The sequence below is a fragment of the Dactylosporangium cerinum genome (genome assembly GCF_042653625.1).
GTDB lineage: Bacteria > Actinomycetota > Actinomycetes > Mycobacteriales > Micromonosporaceae > Dactylosporangium > Dactylosporangium cerinum.
Genome location: NZ_JBHSIU010000130.1, coordinates 330,751 through 349,895 on the forward strand (window position 1 = coordinate 330,751; position 19,145 = coordinate 349,895).

Here is a 19,145-nt window from a genome sequence, read left to right on the forward strand (position 1 = left end):
CCGCCGCGGAGCGACGGATCGGCCGCCGCGGAGCGACGGATCAGCCGCGGGGAGAGCGGGGAGAGCGGGGATGACGGCGGGGCTACCGGTCCTCGACGATGGCGAGGACCGCGACCACGATCCGGGAGATCCGGTCCTGGTCGCGCAGGAGCCGCCCGACGTGCTCGCCGGCGGCGTCGCTGAGGTGCGGCGTGCCGTCCAGCGTGAGCCCGGCGCCGTCGCCGAACGCGACGTTGATGACCTCGGTGACCACGGTGCGCGGGTCCTCCCCGGCGAGCAGCCGGGTCCGCATCGCGGTCATCGCCAGGTGGGCCAGCTCCCGCATGTACAGGTCGTCGCGCTCGCCGACGTCGACCAGGTCCAGGGCGGGGCCGAACGTGTCCGGGCGCTCCGGCGCGAACCGGGGGACCGGCACGTGCTTGTGGCCGAGCGGACCTTCGACGTAGCGCTCGTACCACTCCCGCTTCGCTCGCATGACCCGCAGGACCGCCTCGATGTCGTGGCGGACGTCGACGTCTGCGGCCGGGTCCCAGTCGCCGGTGAACTGGCAGCGCAGCGCGGTCCAGCTGTCGACCGGCCACACGTGGGAGCCCGCGGTCGCCGGGTTGCCGACCCAGTTGAGCATCTGCACGGCGAGGTGGACCAGCCAGCGGTCGCCGCCGAGCCCGTCGACGAGCCACTTCGGGGCGCGCGGCCGCTGCAGGGCGCCGATCTCGCCGCGCCGGCGGCGGTGCCCGTTGACGGTCGCGGAGTTGATCAGGCCGCAGATCCAGGCGTCGAGGTTGTCGATGGGGGCGGTCGCCCGGCGTACGACGTCGTGGACGACTGCCTCGACGTCGTCGTGGAAGCGGTCCAGGCAGTCGTCGGCGAGGTGCCGCACGGACACGGCGCAGGCCGGGTGGCCGCGGCGGCGCTCCAGCCCCTGGGTCAGCCCGGTGTAGACGACCGGGTACACCACTGAATAGGCGCCGCCGGTCAGCCGCAGCCGCTGCGGTTCGTCGGCGTTGGCGACGGTCGTCGCGAGCGTCCCGAGCCTGGCCAGGCCGCGAACCTCATCGGCCGCCGTCGGACTGCGTCGAGGCATGACGATTCCCTTTCGACAATGTTCTGCGGCTGCGTGCAGCGGCTGCGTGACGCGGGCACGGATGATGCGTCGAATCGCCTTGTTGAACGCTCACGTCAGTCTGGCATTGCCGAATCCGGAGAGCACGGCACTATCCGGCGAATTGCGGGTCGATCGTACTGATGTGGATCGACTTTCCGGGTTGAGTCTTTCGTCGATCCGGTACCGGGACGGCAGGTGGAATGGAGCCGGCGGCCCATTCGGGAACGGGCGGGCCGCGCCGGCCCGGCGGCATCGTCCGTCAGATACCTCCGGGTCGTGCGCCCACGCCCCGTGGCCACAGCGTGGAGGTCGATGTCATGTGCAGTCCCACCAGACCGGACCGCCCTGACGCCGCCGCGCGCCGGCTTCCGGCGACGGTCGACCGTCCGGGCGCGGGTCTGGGAGCATAGGCGCATGGCCACTCCTGCCACGGAACCGCCGGCTGACCGGATCGCCGAGCTGCTGCACCGGGAGCTGCGCACCGCACGGTCGGCCGCGATGGACGAGGGGACCAGCCCCGACGAGATCACCGCGGACCTGACCGAGCGGGTCCGCCGGCTGCGCCGCCTCAACGACGCCGGCTGGCGGCCCGGGACCACCCCGCCGGACGGCGAGGCACGCGACGCCGCCGGCGACACCCGCCCTGGCGGCCCCGCCGCATCCTGAGCGGCCCCGCATCTGACAGGCCGCATCCTGACAGGCCGCCGCCGGCCTGGTTCCCAGCGAATTCAGAGCAAACGCCCGCGGTCCCGCACGAGTCCCGGCCATCGGCCGGTGTGACCGGCGCTGACCTGCGACGATGTCGCCGATGCCGGGACCGGGGAGAACCGGACCGGGTCCAGCCTTGATCAAGACCTTGGGACCGGCCTCTACACTCCACATGAATTTTCCGGTGCAACCGCGGCGGTGGTCGGCAGGGGTTGTGCTGATCTGCGACCCTTTTCGCGGTGGGCGCAGTGCATGGCGGCCCGCTGGAAACGTCCGGACCGTATTTGTGCAGCGGGAGATCCCCGCGGAGCGAGTTGGAGGAGTTCGTGGGAGTCAGCCTCAGCAAGGGCGGCAACGTCAGCCTGACCAAGCAGGCGCCCGGTCTGACGGCCGTCACGGTCGGTCTGGGCTGGGACGTCCGGACCACGACCGGGGCCGAGTTCGACCTGGACGCGAGCGCGATCATCTGCGGCGAGTCGGGCAAGGCCATCTCGGACCAGCACTTCGTGTTCTTCAACAACCTGACGTCGCCGGACGGCACGGTCAAGCACCTCGGTGACAACCTGACCGGCGAGGGCGAGGGCGACGACGAGCAGGTCAACGTCGATCTGGCGGGCACCGCCGCCGACGTGACCAAGATTGCCTTCCTGGTGTCGATCTACGACGCCGAGACCCGCAGCCAGTCCTTCGGCCAGGTGTCCAACGCCTACATCCGGGTCGTGGACCAGGCCAGCGGCGCGGAGCTCACGCGCTACGACCTGTCGGAGGACGCGTCGACCGAGACCGCCATGGTGTTCGGCGAGCTGTACCGCAACGGCGGCGAGTGGAAGTTCCGCGCCGTCGGTCAGGGCTACGCGTCCGGCCTCGCCGGGATCGCCCGCGACTTCGGGGTGAACGTCTGAAACACGCTGTTCATCACACTATGCGATAACGCTTCGTATTTTGTGATCAGAGCATCCTCGCCGCGGGTCGCCCATCCATCCGGACGGACGGCCCGCGGTCCCGTACCCGCCCAGAAACTACCTGCCGCAACCGCGGCCTCACGATGTTCAACCAGGTTGATCACCGTCTATCTGGTGAACCGGGGCACACTGGCGGAGTCCGTGTTCCCGCACACCGCATCCCCGCCCGGGTCAGAGAAGAAAGGACACCGAGTGCGCTACTTCTCCCACCTGGTCGGGATGTCCGTCGACGCGCTGTTCCATCGGCTGCCGACGGAGTTCTCCCAGGACAGTCCGGCCGAGACCCTCGCGATGGCGCTCGGCGCGACGCTCTACTCGCCGGCCGTGCGGCCGCGGCTGGCCGAGGACATCGTGCGCTGCCACGCCGAGGGCGTGATGAGCATGGTCGGCTGCCTGGAGGACTCGATCCGCGACAGCGAGGTCGACGAGGCCGAGCTCAACCTGGCCGATCAACTGCGCCGGCTCGCGCGGATGGAGGCCGGCGGCCCGCTGGTCTTCGTGCGGGTCCGCAACCCCGACCAGATCTACCGGCTGGCTGACCGGCTCGGCGACGACCTGCGGATCCTCAGCGGGTTCGTGCTGCCGAAGTTCCGCCCCGACGAGTCCGGCCAGGCGGGGCTGAAGGCGGTCCGGGAGATCGCCGACGGCAGCGGGCTGCCACTGTACGTGATGCCGGTGCTGGAGACCCCGGAGATCGCGTACGCGGAGACCCGGATGCCGACCTTGCTCGCCGTCCGTGACATGCTCGACAGCAACCGCGACCGGGTCCTGGCAGTGAGGGTCGGCGCGACCGATCTGAGCAGCATCTACGCCCTGCGCCGGACAGCGGAGCTGACCGCGTGGGACGTCAACGTGGTGGCCGGGATCCTGACCGACATCGTCAACGTGTTGCGACGGGGCGGTAAGGGGTATGAGGTGACGGGTCCGGTGTGGGAGTACTTCTCCGGCGGGGAGCGGGTGCTCAAGCCCCAGCTGCGGGTCACGCCGTTCGAGGACCACGACCCCATGCTGCGCACGAAGCTGGTGCGCCAGTCCCTCGACGGCCTGATCCGCGAGATCGTGCTGGACAAGGCCAACGGCATGGTCGGCAAGACCGTCATCCACCCCAGCCACGCGGCGGCGGTGCACGCGCTCAGCGTCGTCAGCCACGAGGAGTACTGCGACGCCAAGGCGATCTGCGAGGACTACGCGGGCGACGGGGGCGGCGGCGTCCTGCGCAGCGTCTACATGAACAAGATGAACGAGGTGCGGCCGCACCTGTCCTGGGCGGAGCGGACCCTGGTGCGCGCCGAGATCTTCGGGGTGGCCGCGGAGGGCCTCGGGTTCGTGGACTTCCTCGACGCCTCCGTCAGCAGGGAGCAGGTCGCGTGAGCATGCCGATCTGGCCGGGCACCTGGGTCACCGAGCGTCTCGGGGTGCGCCTCGTCGACGCCGGCGGGGGTCCCTGGGTCGCCGACCTGGCGGGGCTCGCGGTCCGGCGCAACCCGCGCCGCGCGCACCTGGTGGTGTCGCCGGTCCTGGGCAAGCACGTGCCGGCCGACCCGCGCACCATCTACGCCGCCGGCCGGCTGCTCGGCCTGCGGGCCGCCGCGGTCCTCGGCGCCGACGTCCCCGAGGACGACTGGGAGACCCTGGACTTCCAGGAGGTCAAGCTGCCCGCCGGGCCGCCCCTCGTCGTCGGGTACGCCGAGACGGCCACCTCCCTCGGGCACGTCGTCGCCGACAGTTACGCCGACGCCGACTACCTGCACTCCACCCGGCGCTCCGTGCCCGGCGTGGCGCTGCTCGGCCGGTTCGACGAGGCGCACAGCCACGCCACCGAGCACCTGCTCCTGCCCGCCGACCCGGCCTGGCTGGACCGGGACAGCCCGCTGATCCTCGTCGACGACGAGCTGACCACCGGGCGCACCGCCGAGGCCACGATCCGTGAGCTGCACGCGGTCCGGCCGCGCGAGCGGTACGTCGTCGCGGCGCTGCTCGACCTGCGCACCGCCGCCGACCGGACCGGCTTCGCGGCGCTCGGCGAGGAGCTGGGCGCCCGCATCGACGTGGTGTCCCTCGCCGCCGGGGAGGTCGAACTGCCGGAAGGCGTCCTGGAGCGCAGCCGGGACCTGGTGGCGTCGCTGGACGTACCCGGGACCACCGGGACCACCGGATCTGCGCCGGTGACCAGGATCGACGCGGACTGGCCCGCGGGGCTGCCGGAGGGTGGCCGGCACGGGTTCGCCGCCGCGCACCGGCCGGAGCTCCTCGAGGTCGCCGACCGGCTCGCCGGGACGGTCGCCGGCGGGCTGCCGGGCGGCGTGAGCGTGCTGGTCCTGGGCAGCGAGGAGCTGATGTACGCGCCGCTGCTGCTGGCCCGTGCCCTGGCCGGGCTGCGGCCGGGCCCGGTCCGATTCTCCTCCACGACCCGCTCGCCGGTGCTGCCGGTCGACGCGCCCGGCTACGCGATCCGCACCAGGCTGACGTTCCCGGCGCACGACGGCGTGGACACGGACAAGCCCAGGTTCGCGTACAACGTGGCCGCACCCGGAAGCGGACCAGGCTTCGACCGGATCGTGCTGGTCGTCGACCGCGCCGGCGACACCCCCGCGCTGTGGGGAGCCGGGGGGCTGGTGGCGGCGCTGCGCGGAGTCTGCGAAGGTGTCACGGTCGTGGTCGTCCCGGACCTCCGGCCGGAACAGGATCCGCAGGAAGGAAGCCGGTGAACTCCGCAGCACCCTCAGCACCCCCACCACCGCTGTACGGCCCGGAGTTTTCCTCCTACGCCGCGGCCGAGGTGAGCTGGCTGCTGACCGACCTCTCGCACGTCGCCCTGGAGGCGCCGGCGGCGGAGCGCGAGGCGATGATGCAGGCGAAGGCCGGCCACTACGCCGAGTCCCTGCCGATCGAGTATCAGCCGACACCGGAATACCTCGAGCTGTTCCACGAGGCCCTCGCCGCGTCGGCGGAGCGGGTCGCGCACGCCGTCGGCGTCGTCACCGAGCTGGTGCTCGAAGCCAGGTCGGCCAGCCGGGAGGCACCGGTGCTGGTCTCCCTGGCGCGGGCCGGCACGCCGGTCGGGATCCTCATGCGCCGGTGGGCGCAGTTCGCGCACGGCCTGCAGCTGCCGCATTACGCTGTGTCGATTGTCCGGGGTCGCGGCATCGACGGCGAGGCGATGCGGCACCTGGCCCGCCACCACGACCCGGCGCGGGTCATGTTCGTCGACGGCTGGACCGGCAAGGGCGCGATCTGCCGCGAACTGACCGAGGCCCTCGCGGGGACCCCCTTCGATCCGACCCTGGCGGTCCTCGCCGACCCCGGCGGCTGCACCGGGATCTTCGGCACCCGCGACGACTTCCTCATCCCGTCGGCCTGCCTCAACTCGACGGTGTCGGGCCTGGTGTCGCGCACGGTGCTCAACGACCGGTACATCGGCCCCGGCCAGTTCCACGGCGCGAAGTTCTACCGGGAGCTTTCCCCCGGCGACGTGTCGGGGCTGTTCCTGGACACGGTCGAGGCCTGTTTCCCGGCGGTCGCCGCCCGGGTCGCCGCCGACTGGCCGGTCCTCGCGGCCACCGACCGCACCCCCGACTGGAGCGGCTGGAACATCGCGGTCCGGCTCGCGGGGGAGTACGGCCTCGACGACATCAACCTGCTCAAGCCCGGCGTGGGCGAGACGACCAGGGTGCTGCTGCGGCGCTCGCCGTGGCGGGTGCTGATCCGCCCCGACGCCCGCGCCGAGCTCAGCCACATCCTGCTGCTGGCCAAGGACACCGGCGTGCCGGTCGACGAGATCGCCGACCTGCCGTATGCCTGTGTCGGCCTGATCCGGCCGAAGGGGGGTGCCGTGCAATGACGACCGTCGTTGCCACCGACCTCGACGGGACCGTGATCTTCTCCGAGAAGGCGATGTCGCACGGCCCGGTCCGGCCGGCGGACGAGGACCTGGTGCCCGTCGACGTCGACGGCGAGCGGATCTACGCCTACATGACGACGCGGGTGGTCCGGCAGTGGACCGGCCTCGCGGACGCCGGGGTCGTCGTGCCCGCCACGACCCGCTCGGTCGAGCAGTACCAACGGCTGCGCCTGCCCGGGCAGCGGCCCGCCGCGGCGGTCGTCTGCAACGGCGCCCGCCTCCTCGTCGACGGCGGGTCCGACGCCGGCTGGGAACGGCAGGTGCGGCGGCGCCTCGCCGAAGGCGGCGCGACCTTCGACACCGTGTGGCAGGAGGCGCAGCGCTGGCGCGACCAGCGCGGCTTCGACGCGGTCCGCTCGGTCGAGGACTTCTTCATCTACCTGACCGTCGTGCGGCGCGAGCCGTGGCTGGAGGCGTTCGCCGACGAGGCCGCCGAGTGGGGACGGATCAACGGCTGGCGGGTCTCGCTTCAGGGCCGGAAGCTGTATCTTCTGCCCACCGGCCTGGACAAGGCCGCCGCGGTGGCGCATGCCGCCGAGCGGCTGGGCGCGGACCGGGTCGTCGCCGGCGGGGACTCCCTGCTCGACGCCGACATGCTCCGGGAGGCGCACGCGGCGATCCGACCGGCGCACGGGGAGCTGCACCTCACCGGCTTCACCTCACCGCACTGCCGGACCACGGCAGCCGCGGGTGCGGCGGCCGGCGACGAGATCGTCGACTGGTATGTGGCGCAGACCGGCGACGGTCGGCCTTAGGAACGTGGCGCGGACCGGCGACGGTCGGCCTTGACGGACATCTGACAAGAGGAGAACAGAGCATGGCCACCGTGCTGGTGAAGGGCCAGAACACCGCACTGCCCGCCAACGACGTGCGCGTCGTCGTGGAGGTCGGCGTTGCCACCGACCTGTCCGCGCTGCTGGTGACGCCGGCCGGCAAGGTGCGGTCCGACGCCGACTTCGTCTTCTACAACCAGCCGTCCGGCCCCGGCCTCTCGGTCCGCGACACCGGCGGCGGCAAGTGGGAGGCCTCGGTCTCCACCGCCGGGATCCCGGCCGACGTCGACAAGGTCCGCGTCGTGGTCAGCGTCGACGGCACCGGGCAGCGGTTCGGGCAGTTCGCGCCGCCCGTCGCCCGCGTCCTCGACCAGGCCGGCACCGAGCTCATCCAGTACGTGGTGAGCGGGCTGGACCAGGAAAGCATCGTGATCGCGCTGGAGATCTACCGGCGCAACGCCGAGTGGAAGGTCCGGGCCGTCGGCCAGGGCTACGCGGGTGGCCTCGCCGACCTGATCCGCGACCACGGCGTGTCCGTCGACGACTCCCCGGCCCCGGCCGCCACCCCGGCGCCGCAGGCCGCCCCGCCGGTCGCGCCGCCCGTGACCCCGCCGCCCCCGCCCGTCTACACGATGCCCGCGCAGACCGCGCCCACGCACGTCGCGCCCCCGCAGGAGACGCCGGCGTACGGGCAGCAGGTCCCGCAGCACAACCCGCCGACGCAGGGCTACCCGCCGGTGCCGCCGACCCCGCCCGGCCCGCCCGTCTACGCCCAGCCGCCGACGCCCGCGCCGGCCTACGGTCAGCAGCCGCCGCCCCCGACCGGCCCGCCCGCGTACGGGCAGCCGACCCAGCAGATGCCGCCGGTCGCGCCGCCGCAGCCCGCCACCCCGCCGCAGGACGCCCCGGTGGGCGGCCCCGGCGGTCCGGTCAACCTCAGCAAGGGCCAGCGGGTCTCGCTGCGCAAGCAGGACGGCTCGTCGCTCAGCCTGGTCCGGATGGGCCTCGGCTGGGACCCGATCAAGAAGCGGGGCCTGTTCGGCAACCGCGAGACCGAGGTCGACCTGGACGCCTCGGCGATCCTGTTCGCCGACCACCAGCCGGTCGACATCGCGTTCTTCAACCAGCTGCGCAGCAAGGACGGCTCCGTCCAGCACGCCGGCGACAACCGCACCGGTGCCGGTGACGGCGACGACGAGTCGATCGTCGTGGACCTCAACCGGGTGCCCGCCCACGTCACCACGATCATCTTCGTGGTGACCTCGTACGAGGGGCACACCTTCGCGCAGATCGAGGCCGCGTTCTGTCGGCTGGTGGACGAGACGACCCGCGCGGAACTGACCCGCTATACGCTCTCCGGCGGCACGCCGAGCACCGGCATGGTCATGGCCAAGCTGCACCGCGACGGCGGCGGCTGGAAGATGACGGCGATCGGCGAGCCGCAGAACGCGAAGCAGCCGCTGGAGATGATCCCGCAGCTGGGTCGTTTCCTGTAGTCCCAGCAGTCAGGAGCCAGGTCCGTCGGCATCAGGAGGAAAAGCTAATGACGCTGGTCTTCGTCAAGGGGCAGAACGCACCCCTGGCGGCGCAGCAGCTCAGGATCATGGTCGACGCCGCCGTCGCGGTCGACCTGTCGGCGTTGCTGCTCGCCGAGACGGGACGCGTCCGGTCCGACGGTGACTTCGTCTTCTACAACCAGCCGGCGGCGCCAGGGCTGACGTGGCTGACCGGCGGCGCCGGCGGGGCGCAACGGGTCGAGATCGACCTGTCCGCGATCCCCGCCGACGTCGCCCGGGTCATCGCGGTGATCAGCCCCGACGACCGCACGACGAAGTTCGGGTCCGGTCCCGCACCGGTCGCCCGGCTCGTCGAGGCGACCGGCGCCGAGGTGGGGACGTTCACCATGCAGGGCCTCAGCGAGGAACGGGCCGTCATCGCCTGGGAGCTGTACCGCCGGGCCGGCGCCTGGAAGGTCCGCGCCATCGGCCAGGGCTACTCCGGTGGCCTCGCGCAGCTGATCGCGGCGCACGGCGTCGAGGTCGAGCAGGAGGAGCCGGCCCCGGCGCCGGTCACCGCCTCGCCGCATTTCCCCGGCACGCCGTCGCCGCACTTCCCGGGCACCGGCGGGCCGGCCCCCGCCGCGTCGCAGCAGCCGCAGCAGCCGCTGCCGGAGGTCGGCGGTCCGCTCGAGGAGCGCCAGTACCAGCAGGTGTGGTCGATCTTCCAGGACGCGGCCCGGTCCACGTCCGCGCTGCGCTCCGCCATCGGCTACGCCGAGCAGCGCCGCGACAACGAGGTCGGCGAGCTGCTCAACGACCCGCGGCTGCGCAACTCGCCGCAGACGGCCACGGCCCGCGCCGAGGCGGACCGCCGGCACGACGAGCTCGTGCGCCGCGCCGAGGCGGACCGCCGCCGCGACACCGACCAGCTCGTCGCCGAGCTCAAGGAACTCTCGGCCGCGCTGCCGGCGCCGATGGCCGGCTGGGACAGCCCGCGGTGGCGGGACTGGCGCCTGCCGGCGACGATGACGGCCGGCATCCGGGTCGGTGACGTCCACGTCCCGGAGAGCCCGGAGCTGCGCATCCCGCTGTTGTTCCGGCTGCCGCTGATGCGGCCACTGTGGATCGACACGACCGGCGCCGACAAGGCCGCCGCGCAGGCCATGGCCCGCTCGGTCGTCGTGCGGCTGCTCGCCGCGCACCCGCCGGGCCAGCTCAACGTCTCCGTCGTGGACCTCGCCGGAGGCGGCGCCGCCGCCCGGGCGTACGACCTCGGCGGCGGGCCCGGCGGCATGACCTCGGTGCCGGTCGCGGCGACCCCGCAGGCGCTCGGCGACATGCTGGAGCAGCTCGTCGAGCGGGTCGACCTGGTGCAGATGGCGATCCGGGCCGGTGCGATGGGCTCGCCCTACGAGGACATCGACGGCGGCCGGCGGCTGCTCGTGCTGCACGACTTCCCGTACGGTTTCGACGACAGCGCCTTCAACCGGCTGCAGTACCTGCTGCACGAGGGACCCGAGGCCGGCGTGCATGTCCTGATGGTCGCCGATCCGCAGGACTCCTCGACGCTCGGTCCGATGGTCGGGGCCGTGTGGCGCTCGATGGCGCGCCTGCCGGTCCTGTCCGGCGACCACATGGGCGACCCATGGGTGGGGCTGACCTGGACGTTCACGCCGGACGTGACCACGGGCAGCACCGCCGTCGACGAGATCCTGGCCCGCCTCGCCCGTCAGGCCAACGGGCAATGATCCCGCACTGTCCGGCACCACTTGTCCGGTGCCGCTATAAGTTGATCGCAGACGCGCTGTCGTTGTAGCCGAGGAGATCACGTGTCTCAGACATTCACTCGGGGGCAGAAAAGCCCGATTTCGTCCTTCACCACGGGAGATGATCTGTATGTAGGCATCCAGTTGAACGCTCCCGGGATCACGTGGGACATCTCGTGCTTCGGCCTGGACGCCGACGACAAGCTCGTGGACGACAACTACTTCATCTTCTTCAACCAGCCGAAGTCGCCCGAGGGCTCGATCCAGAAGCTCGGCCCGCAGTCGGGTGACACCGACTCGTTCCGGGCCACCCTGACCGCGGTCCCGGAGAAGGTCGCGAAGCTGTCGTTCTGCGCCGCGATCGAGACGTCCGGCACCGCGAGCCAGCTGCAGTCCGGCTACCTGCGCATCGTCGCCGGCGGCCAGGAGGTCATGCGCTACGCCTTCACCGGCGCCGACTTCGGCACCGAACGGGCGATCATCATCGGCGACCTGTACCGCAAGGGCGTCTGGCGCTTCGGCGCGGTCGGCCAGGGCTTCGCCGGTGGCCTCGCGGACCTGATCCGCTCCTACGGCGGCAACGTCGACGACGAGCCCGCCGCCGCGCCGGCCGGTCCCGCACCCGGCTTCGCGCCGCCGCCCGGCGGGCCGCCGCCCCAGCAGGGTTTCGCGCCGCCCCCGCCGCCGCCCACCCAGCAGTTCGCGCCGCCGCCGCCCCCGCCGCAGCAGTTCGCGCCCCCGCCGCAGCAGCCTGGGTACCCCCCGCAGGGCCAGCCCGGATTCGCGCCGCAGGGCCAGCCCGGGTACCCGCCGCAGCAGCAGCCCGGCTACCCGCCTCAGGGCCAGCCTGGCTACCCGCCGCAGGGTCAGCCGGGTCAGCAGCCTGGCTACCCGCCGCAGGGTCAGCCCGGTTACCCGCCGCAGGGTCAGCCGGGTCAGCAGCCCGGTTACCCGGGGGAGCTGCTGCCGTCGCAGGCCGAGCGGGTGCAGCCCGGCGTCATGCACAGCATCCAGAAGTACCGGGAGGCGCCGACCACCGGCCGCTGGACCAAGCAGAACAGCAAGCTGGTCAAGGTCACCCTCGGCCCGGACGCCCACGCGCGCCGCGGCTCGATGGTCGCCTACCAGGGCAACGTCGAGTTCGAGTACAAGGGCTCCGGCGGCCTGAAGGCGATGTTCGAGGGCGCGATGACCGGCCAGGGCCTGAAGCTCATGACGCTGAAGGGCCAGGGCGAGGTGTTCCTCGCCGAGAACGCCAGCGACCTGCACGTCGTCGAGCTGCAGGGCCAGGCGCTGTGCATCAACGCCAACAACGTGCTGGCCTTCGACGCGAGCCTGCAGACCGAGGTCAAGCGGATCGAGAGTCCCGGCATCCCCGGCGGCGGCATGTTCCACCTGGAGGTCCGGGGCCAGGGCACCGTGATCGTCATGACCAAGGGCACGCCGGTCACGCTGCAGTGCCAGGGCCCGACGTTCGGCGACATGAACGCCGTGGTCGCCTGGACCGCGGGCATGCGGGTCGCGGTGTCGACGCAGGTCAGGGTGTCCCGGCAGATCTACGCCGGCGCCAGCGGCGAATCCGTCGCGCTCCAGTTCATGGGAATGCAGGGCCACTTCGTCGTGGTCCAGCCCTACGAGGTCTGAAAGGGGACGCTGTGCAGAGTCCGCTGCTCCAACACTATGGCCAGACGCAGGTCCGGGACCGGATGAGCCTTCACGGCAGCAAGATCGCCAAGGTCATCATGGGGCCGGGTCAGGATCTGATGGCCCGCACCGGTTCGATGATCGCCTACGAGGGCCTGATCGACTTCAACCCGAACCCGCCGCAGCTCGGCCAGATGGCCCGGTCCTGGGCGACCGGCGAGGGCGTGCCGCTGATGACCGCGACCGGCCAGGGCGAGCTCTACCTCGCCGACTACGGCAAGGAGGTCATCGTCGTGCAGCTCGCCGGCGAGGGCCTGTCCGTCAACGGCAAGAACATCCTCGCCTTCGACTCCACTCTCCAGTGGACCATCGAGCGGGTCAAGGGCGTCAGCATGCTGTCCGGCATGGGCATGTTCAACGTGGTCATCCGCGGCAACGGCTGGGTCGCGCTGACCAGCAAGGGCACGCCCGTGGTCCTGGACACCCGCGAGGCACCGACCTATGTGGACACCGACGCGCTGGTCGGCTTCACCGACGGGCTGAGCATCAGCCCCAAGCGCACCGCCCGCTTCGGCAGCCTCATCGGCCGCGGCTCCGGCGAGTCGTTCCAGCTCGGCTTCTCCGGGCAGGGTTTCGTGATCGTCCAGCCGAGCGAGGACGCGCGTCCCACGTTCGCGGTCCGGGGCTGAGGAGGCCGACATGTACCAGAGCTCACTGCTGGCCAACCAGGAAGTGCAGAGCACCGAGCGGTTCGCGCTGCAGAACGGCAAGATGCTGAAGGCCACCCTCGGCCAGGCCACCGGCATGCGCGAGTTCTTCGCCCGCAAGGGCGCGATGGTCGCCTACCAGGGCGGCGTCAACTTCGACTCGCAGTATCAGGGCTGGGGCTCGCACATCGCCCGGCACTTCACCGGTGAGGGCCTGAACCTGATGAAGGTCCACGGCAGCGGCACGGTGTTCCTGGCCAACCAGGCCCAGGACATCCACGTGCTGGACCTCACCGGCGACGGCCTCACCGTCGACGGCAACAACGTCCTCGCCTTCGAGACCTCGCTGCGCTGGGACATCGTCCGCATCGACTCGCAGGTGCAGATCGCCGGCGCCGGCGGCTACAACATCGACCTCAACGGCCGCGGCAAGGTCGCCGTCACCACCACCGGCGCGCCGCTGGTCATGCGGGTCACCCCGAACAACTACTACTTCGCCGACGCGGACGCGGTCATCGCCTGGTCCTCGAGCCTGCAGGTCAGCATGCAGGCGGCGGTCACGTCCTCGTCGGTCTGGCGCCCGCGCGGCAACACCGGCGAGAGCTGGCAGATGCAGTTCACCGGTGAGGGCTTCGTCGTGGTGCAGCCGGCCGAGCTGGTCCCGCCGTACGACGCGCTCGCCGGCACCAACCTGGCCGGCCGTTTCGGTCTCGGCCAGCAGGGCGGCATGCAGGGCAACAACTTCTTCGGCGGTCGCTGACCGCAGGTGTCATCCTGGGGGGTCCCGGGCAGCGTTTCCATCGCGCTGCCCGGGACCTTTCTTTTGCGGTCGCCATGCCCTTCAACATTCAGCCACACGGCGCGCTTTTCCATGATCCGGTAGAGCCTGAGTACCCAGGGGTGCCCAAACTCCACCGGATCATGGGGAAGTCCTACGCGGACCGCAACCCACCCGGCCCGGCGATCTCGCCCGAGCCCCGGACGATCAGCCGCGTGTCGACCAGGTGGGTGGTGGGCTCCCAGTCCTCCCCGTCGAGGCGGCGGAAGAGCAGGTCCGCCGCGACCCGGCCCATCCGGTACGGATCCTGTGAGACGACGGTGACGGCCGGCTCCAGCAGGTCGGCGAGCGGGAAGTCGTCGAAGCCGGCGATCGCGACCCGGTGCTGCAGCCCACGCGAGCGCAGCGCGCGGATCGCGCCGATGGTGATGAGGTTCTGGGCGCTGAAGCACGCCGTCGGCGGGGAGGGCCCGTCGAGCAGGGCGCCGAACGCCGCCGAGGCCGCCTCCGAGGTGTGCAGGTCGTGCACGACGTGCACGGGGCGGATGCCGTGGTCGCTCAGGGCCTCCTTGTAGCCCTGGAAGCGGCGCCGGGCGGTGGCGATGGTGCGCAGGTCGCCGAGGTAGGCGATGTCGCGGTGGCCGTGGGCGACGAGGTGGTGCACGGCGGCGGCGGCGCCGGCCTCGTTGTCGACGAGGACCGCGTCGGCGTGCAGGCCGACGGGTGGGCGGTCGACGAAGACGAGCGGGGTGCCGCCGACCACCTCGCGGGTCAGGTACGCCTGGTTGTCGCTGGCCGGCACGATCAGCATCGCGTCGGCCTGGCGCATCGCGAACGCGCGGACGAGGGTGCGCTCCCGGTCGGGGTCCTCCTCGACGCTGCCGGCGAACACCATCACGTCGCGGGCGTGGGCGACGTCCTCGAGGGCGCGGTACAGGGCCGAGGAGAACGGGTTGGACACGTCCTCGAGCACGGCGGCGATGGCGGCGGTGCGGCCGCCCGCGCGGCGCAGGCTGCTGGCGGTGATGTTGGGCCGGTACTCCAGCTGCCGGATCGCGCGTTCGACGGCGCCCGCCTTCGACGGGCTGACCCCGGGCTCGCCGTTGACGACGCGGGAGACGGTCTTCGGGCTGACCCCCGCCAGCTGCGCCACGTCGCGCAGGGTCGGGCGGGCACGGGCGACCTGGTCCACGGCACTCCCTCGCGAAGATCGGCATCCACATTATCGCCAGGCCCGCCCAGTCTCCCCGAACCGGCCCGTTTTGACAACGATGTCAAGAATGCACGCACGGAACCCGAGAGCACTTCCTAGGCAACATTGACAATCATGACGAGGCGGGTTGACACTCCTTGACATCGTTGTCAAACGAGTCTGAGGAGCTGACATGATCGAACGCACCCGAACGGCGGCGGGGTTGCTCGCCGTCGCGATGGTGGCCGGTGGGCTCACCGCAGCATGCGGCGACGACAGCGGCAGCGACCAGGTGTCGGTCGCGCTGATCACGAAGAACTCGACCAACCCGTTCTTCGTCACGATGCAGGAAGGCGCGAAGCAGGCCGCGACGGCCGAGGGCGTCAAGCTGACCATCGCCGCCGGCAAGGCCGACGGCGACGAGGCGGGTCAGGTGCAGGCGATCGAGGACGCCATCGCCCGCGGCGACAAGGGCATCCTCATCACCCCCAACGGGCCGGGCGTCAACCCGGCGATCAAGAAGGCCCGCGACGCCGGGCTCTACGTCATCGCCCTGGACACCCCGCCGGACCCGGCGAACACCGTCGACATCACCTTCGCCACCGACAACTTCAAGGCCGGTGAGCTCATCGGCAAGTGGACCGCCGCCCAGCTGGCCGGCAAGCCCGCCACGATCGCCATGCTCGACCTGTTCAACGACAAGATCGTGTCCGTCGACTACAACCGGGACCAGGGCTTCCTGACCGGCATGGGGATCGACGCCAAGGACAAGAAGCGCAACGGCGACGAGGCGAAGACCGGCAGCTACTCCGGCGGCACCTACAGCATCGTGTGCAACGAGCCGACCAACGGCGCCGAGGACGGCGGCCGCACCGCAATGGAGCGGTGCCTGACGAAGAACCCGTCGGTCAACGTCGTCTACACGATCAACGAGCCGGCCGCGGTCGGTGCGCAGAAGGCACTGAAGGCCGCCGGCACCAAGGACGTCCTGGTCGTCTCGATCGACGGCGGCTGCGACGGCGTCAAGCAGGTCAAGGACGGGCTCATCAACGCCACCTCCCAGCAGTACCCGTTGAAGATGGCCGAGCTCGGCATCAAGGCCATCAAGCAGATCGCGACCGGCGGCGAGAAGCCGAAGACCAGCGCGGGCCTCGACTTCTTCGACACCGGCGTGACCCTGGTGACCGACAAGCCGGCCACCGGCGTGGAGAGCATCGACAGCACCGAGGGTGCGACCCGGTGCTGGGGCAAGTCGTGACAGCCACCACCGCCGCGGAACAGTTCGCGCTGCGCCGGCGCTCGCCGGTGCAACGCGTCCAGCACGTGCTGCACTCGTACCCCGCCATCAGCCCGTTCCTCGTGCTCGTCATCTCCTTCGCGGTCTTCTCGATGATCAACCCGCGCTTCGCCCAGCCGAACTCGCTGTCGCTGGTGCTGCAGCAGGTCGCCGTCATCGGCGCGCTCGCGGTCGGGCAGACGCTGGTCATCCTGACCGCCGGCATCGACCTGTCCGTCGGCGCGATCACGATCCTCGCGATGATGCTGTCCGCCAAGCTCGCCGAGGGCAACGGCCTGCCCGGGATCCTCGCGGTGCTGGTCGGGATCGCCCTCGGCGTCGCCGCCGGCGTGCTCAACGGCACCCTCGTCACCCGCATCGGGCTGCCGCCGTTCATCGTCACGCTCGGCACGCTCAGCGTCTTCACCGCCATCGGGCTGCTCTACTCCCGGGGGCAGAGCGTGCAGGCCGTCGACATGCCGGCGCTGCTCAACTGGACGGGGGAGACGTTCGCGGTCGGCCGGTTCCGCATCACCGCCGGTGTGGTGCTCGTCGCCGTCCTGTACGTCGTGGTCGGCTTCGCCCTCGCCAACACCTCGTGGGGCCGGCACGTCTACGCCGTCGGCGACGACAAGGAGGCCGCCCGGCTCGCCGGCATCCGGGTCGACCGGGTCCTGGTGAGCGTGTACGTCATCGCCGGCGCGATCTACGGCCTCACCGCCTGGATCCTCATCGGCCGGGCGGGCGCCGCCAGCCCCAACGCGATCACCGACGCCAACCTGGAGAGCATCACCGCCGTCGTGATCGGCGGCACCAGCCTCTTCGGCGGCCGGGGCGCGGTCCTCGGCACGCTGCTCGGCGCGCTCATCGTCGGCTTCTTCCGCAGCGGCCTGTCCCTGGCGGGCGTCGACGACCAGTACCGCGTCCTCGCCGTCGGCCTGCTCGTGCTGCTCGCCGTGGCCGTCGACCAGTGGATCCGGAGGGTCCGCGGATGACCACGAGCATGACACCGATCCTGTCCGCCCGGGGGCTGGTGAAGACGTTCGGCCGGGTCGTCGGGCTCGACGGCGTCGACATCGACCTGTTCCCCGGTGAGGTCCTCGCCATCATCGGCGACAACGGCGCCGGCAAGTCGACCCTCATCAAGTGCCTCACCGGCGCGCTCGTCCCCGACGCCGGCGAGATCCTCCTGGACGGGCAGCCGGTGCAGTTCAAACGCCCCCAGGACGCCCGCGAGGCCGGGATCGAGACCGTGTACCAGACCCTCGCGGTCGCGCCGGCCCTCGACATCGCCAGCAACCTGTACCTCGGCCGGGAGCGGCGGCGGCCGGGGCCGCTCGGCTCGGTCCTGCGGATGCTCGACAAGAAGGGCATGCGCCGCGACGCCGGCCAGGCCCTCGCCGACCTCGGCATCGGCACCCTGCAGAACATGGCCCAGCCGGTCGAGACGCTGTCCGGCGGCCAGCGCCAGGCGGTCGCGGTGGCGCGGGCCGCCGCGTTCGGCAGCAAGGTGATCGTCCTGGACGAGCCGACCGCCGCGCTCGGCGTCCGGGAGTCCAACCAGGTGCTCAAGATGATCGGCGAGGTCCGCGCCCGGGGGTTGCCGGTCATCCTGATCAGCCACAACATGCCGCACGTGTTCGAGGTCGCCGACCGCATCCACATCCAGCGCCTCGGCCGCCGCGGCGGGCTGATCACCCCGCAGTCGCACACCATGTCGGAGGCGGTGGCCATCATGACCGGCGCCACGACCCTCGAAGAGACGCCCGGCCGCACCGTTGCCTCGGATGGGGGCGGTGCGTGATCACCGTGGTCGGTGAGGCCCTGGTGGACCTGATCGAGGGTCCACCGGGCGGGCCTTTCGCGTATCCCGGCGGGAGCCCGGCCAACGTCGCCGTCGCCCTGGCCCGCCTCGGCGCCGACGTCCGCCTCCTCACCCAGCTCGGCGCCGACCCGCACGGCCGGCTGGTGCTCGATTTCCTCGCCTCCAATGGGGTACGACCAGCGCCCGGCACCCTGCTCGACGCCACCCCGACGAGCACCGCGCACACCAGGCTCCGCCCGGACGGCCAGGCGGACTACACGTTCGACATCACCTGGCGGTCCTTCCCGGCCGCGGCGTCCACTGTGGACGAAACGGTCGACTGCCTGCACACGGGCTCGATCGCGACGTTCCTCGAGCCGGGCGCGGCGCACGTCGCCGCACTGATGCGGTCCGCCGCCGCGACCGTCAGCTACGACCCCAACTGCCGGCCGTCGCTGATGGGCGACCCCGTCGCCGCCGTCGCGCGGGTCGAGGGGCTCGTCGCCCTCAGCGACATCGTGAAGGTCAGCCAGGAGGACCTCGCCTGGCTGTACCCGGGACGCGGGCCCGACGAGATCGGCCGGGCCTGGCTCGCGCTCGGCGCCCGGCTCGTCGTGGTGACCCTCGGCGCCGACGGTGCCTGGGGCGGCACCGCCCGGGTCGCGGTGACCGTGCCGCCGATGCCGGTGCGGGTGGTGGACACCGTCGGCGCCGGGGACGCGTTCACCGCCGGGCTGCTGCACGCCTGCGGCGCCGCCGGCCTGCTCGGCGCCGCCAACCGGGACCGCCTGGCCGGCGTCGACGGCGCCGGCCTCACCGCCATGCTCGCCTTCGCGTCCCAGGTCGCCGGCATCACGTGCGCCCGCCGCGGCGCCGACCCACCCACCCTCACCGACCTAACCTCATGATCCCGAAGACCTTGCGTACCCCGCGGCACCCAAGGTCTTCCGGATCACTGAAGCAGCCGCGGCGCTGCCGGGTCTCGTGATCCGGAAGGGTTTGTGTACTCAGGGGTGTGCGAGGTCTTCCG

Annotated in this window: 17 protein-coding genes; 15 read left to right on the forward strand and 2 right to left on the reverse strand. The window is 71.7% G+C overall.

What is annotated here, in order from left to right; translation table 11 throughout:
• Window positions 1-82 precede the first annotated feature (82 nt).
• Entirely contained in the window at window positions 83-1,084 is a 1,002-nt protein-coding gene (locus tag ACFPIJ_RS59515; protein WP_380128428.1) for a hypothetical protein, read from the reverse strand.
• A 435-nt stretch (window positions 1,085-1,519) separates the two neighbouring features.
• On the opposite strand from ACFPIJ_RS59515, the gene ACFPIJ_RS59520 reads away from it, so the two are divergent.
• From ACFPIJ_RS59520 to ACFPIJ_RS59570, 11 genes are all read left to right on the forward strand, one after another.
• A complete protein-coding gene (locus tag ACFPIJ_RS59520) occupies window positions 1,520-1,771 on the forward strand; it encodes a hypothetical protein (RefSeq protein ID WP_380128429.1) in 252 nt (83 codons plus the stop codon).
• 368 nt (window positions 1,772-2,139) lie between these two features.
• Window positions 2,140-2,715, forward strand: a complete 576-nt coding sequence (locus ACFPIJ_RS59525; RefSeq protein ID WP_380128430.1) for a TerD family protein — start codon at window positions 2,140-2,142, stop codon at window positions 2,713-2,715.
• Between the two features lie 252 nt (window positions 2,716-2,967).
• Window positions 2,968-4,146, forward strand: coding sequence for an HpcH/HpaI aldolase/citrate lyase family protein (locus ACFPIJ_RS59530; protein WP_380128431.1), 1,179 nt, complete (start codon window positions 2,968-2,970; stop codon window positions 4,144-4,146).
• Window positions 4,147-4,148: 2 nt separating this feature from the next.
• Entirely contained in the window at window positions 4,149-5,483 is a 1,335-nt protein-coding gene (locus ACFPIJ_RS59535) for a phosphoribosyltransferase family protein (RefSeq protein ID WP_380128978.1), read from the forward strand.
• Window positions 5,480-6,616 (forward strand): cysteine protease StiP family protein, encoded by a 1,137-nt coding sequence (locus ACFPIJ_RS59540; RefSeq protein WP_380128432.1) that lies wholly within the window; start codon window positions 5,480-5,482, stop codon window positions 6,614-6,616. Before ACFPIJ_RS59535 ends, ACFPIJ_RS59540 begins: the two co-directional genes overlap by 4 nt.
• A complete protein-coding gene (locus tag ACFPIJ_RS59545; RefSeq protein ID WP_380128433.1) occupies window positions 6,613-7,431 on the forward strand; it encodes a Cof-type HAD-IIB family hydrolase in 819 nt (272 codons plus the stop codon). Before ACFPIJ_RS59540 ends, ACFPIJ_RS59545 begins: the two co-directional genes overlap by 4 nt.
• 62 nt (window positions 7,432-7,493) lie before the next feature.
• Complete coding sequence (locus ACFPIJ_RS59550; protein WP_380128434.1) at window positions 7,494-8,945, forward strand: TerD family protein; 1,452 nt, start codon at window positions 7,494-7,496, stop codon at window positions 8,943-8,945.
• Between the two features lie 47 nt (window positions 8,946-8,992).
• On the forward strand, window positions 8,993-10,696 hold the full coding sequence (locus tag ACFPIJ_RS59555) for a TerD family protein (RefSeq protein WP_380128435.1): 1,704 nt from the start codon (window positions 8,993-8,995) through the stop codon (window positions 10,694-10,696).
• Between the two features lie 81 nt (window positions 10,697-10,777).
• Window positions 10,778-12,358: a TerD family protein gene (locus tag ACFPIJ_RS59560; RefSeq protein WP_380128437.1), complete on the forward strand. Its 1,581-nt coding sequence runs from the start codon at window positions 10,778-10,780 to the stop codon at window positions 12,356-12,358.
• A gap of 11 nt (window positions 12,359-12,369) precedes the next feature.
• Window positions 12,370-13,047 (forward strand): AIM24 family protein, encoded by a 678-nt coding sequence (locus ACFPIJ_RS59565; RefSeq protein ID WP_380128438.1) that lies wholly within the window; start codon window positions 12,370-12,372, stop codon window positions 13,045-13,047.
• A 10-nt stretch (window positions 13,048-13,057) separates the two neighbouring features.
• Window positions 13,058-13,825: an AIM24 family protein gene (locus tag ACFPIJ_RS59570; protein WP_380128439.1), complete on the forward strand. Its 768-nt coding sequence runs from the start codon at window positions 13,058-13,060 to the stop codon at window positions 13,823-13,825.
• A 172-nt stretch (window positions 13,826-13,997) separates the two neighbouring features.
• On the opposite strand, the gene ACFPIJ_RS59575 is transcribed toward ACFPIJ_RS59570, so the two are convergent.
• A complete protein-coding gene (locus tag ACFPIJ_RS59575; protein WP_380128440.1) occupies window positions 13,998-15,035 on the reverse strand; it encodes a LacI family DNA-binding transcriptional regulator in 1,038 nt (345 codons plus the stop codon).
• 193 nt (window positions 15,036-15,228) lie between these two features.
• Between ACFPIJ_RS59575 and ACFPIJ_RS59580 the strand changes: the two genes are divergently transcribed.
• Genes ACFPIJ_RS59580 through ACFPIJ_RS59595 form a run of 4 tightly spaced genes read left to right on the forward strand, consistent with a single transcriptional unit; the run spans window position 15,229 to window position 19,023 of the window.
• Complete coding sequence (locus ACFPIJ_RS59580; RefSeq protein ID WP_380128441.1) at window positions 15,229-16,293, forward strand: substrate-binding domain-containing protein; 1,065 nt, start codon at window positions 15,229-15,231, stop codon at window positions 16,291-16,293.
• Window positions 16,275-17,306: an ABC transporter permease gene (locus ACFPIJ_RS59585; protein ID WP_380128443.1), complete on the forward strand. Its 1,032-nt coding sequence runs from the start codon at window positions 16,275-16,277 to the stop codon at window positions 17,304-17,306. The genes ACFPIJ_RS59580 and ACFPIJ_RS59585 overlap by 19 nt, the downstream gene beginning before the upstream one ends.
• Complete coding sequence (locus tag ACFPIJ_RS59590; protein ID WP_380128444.1) at window positions 17,303-18,115, forward strand: ATP-binding cassette domain-containing protein; 813 nt, start codon at window positions 17,303-17,305, stop codon at window positions 18,113-18,115. Before ACFPIJ_RS59585 ends, ACFPIJ_RS59590 begins: the two co-directional genes overlap by 4 nt.
• Window positions 18,112-19,023: a carbohydrate kinase family protein gene (locus ACFPIJ_RS59595; protein ID WP_380128445.1), complete on the forward strand. Its 912-nt coding sequence runs from the start codon at window positions 18,112-18,114 to the stop codon at window positions 19,021-19,023. The genes ACFPIJ_RS59590 and ACFPIJ_RS59595 overlap by 4 nt, the downstream gene beginning before the upstream one ends.
• Window positions 19,024-19,145: the final 122 nt, after the last annotated feature.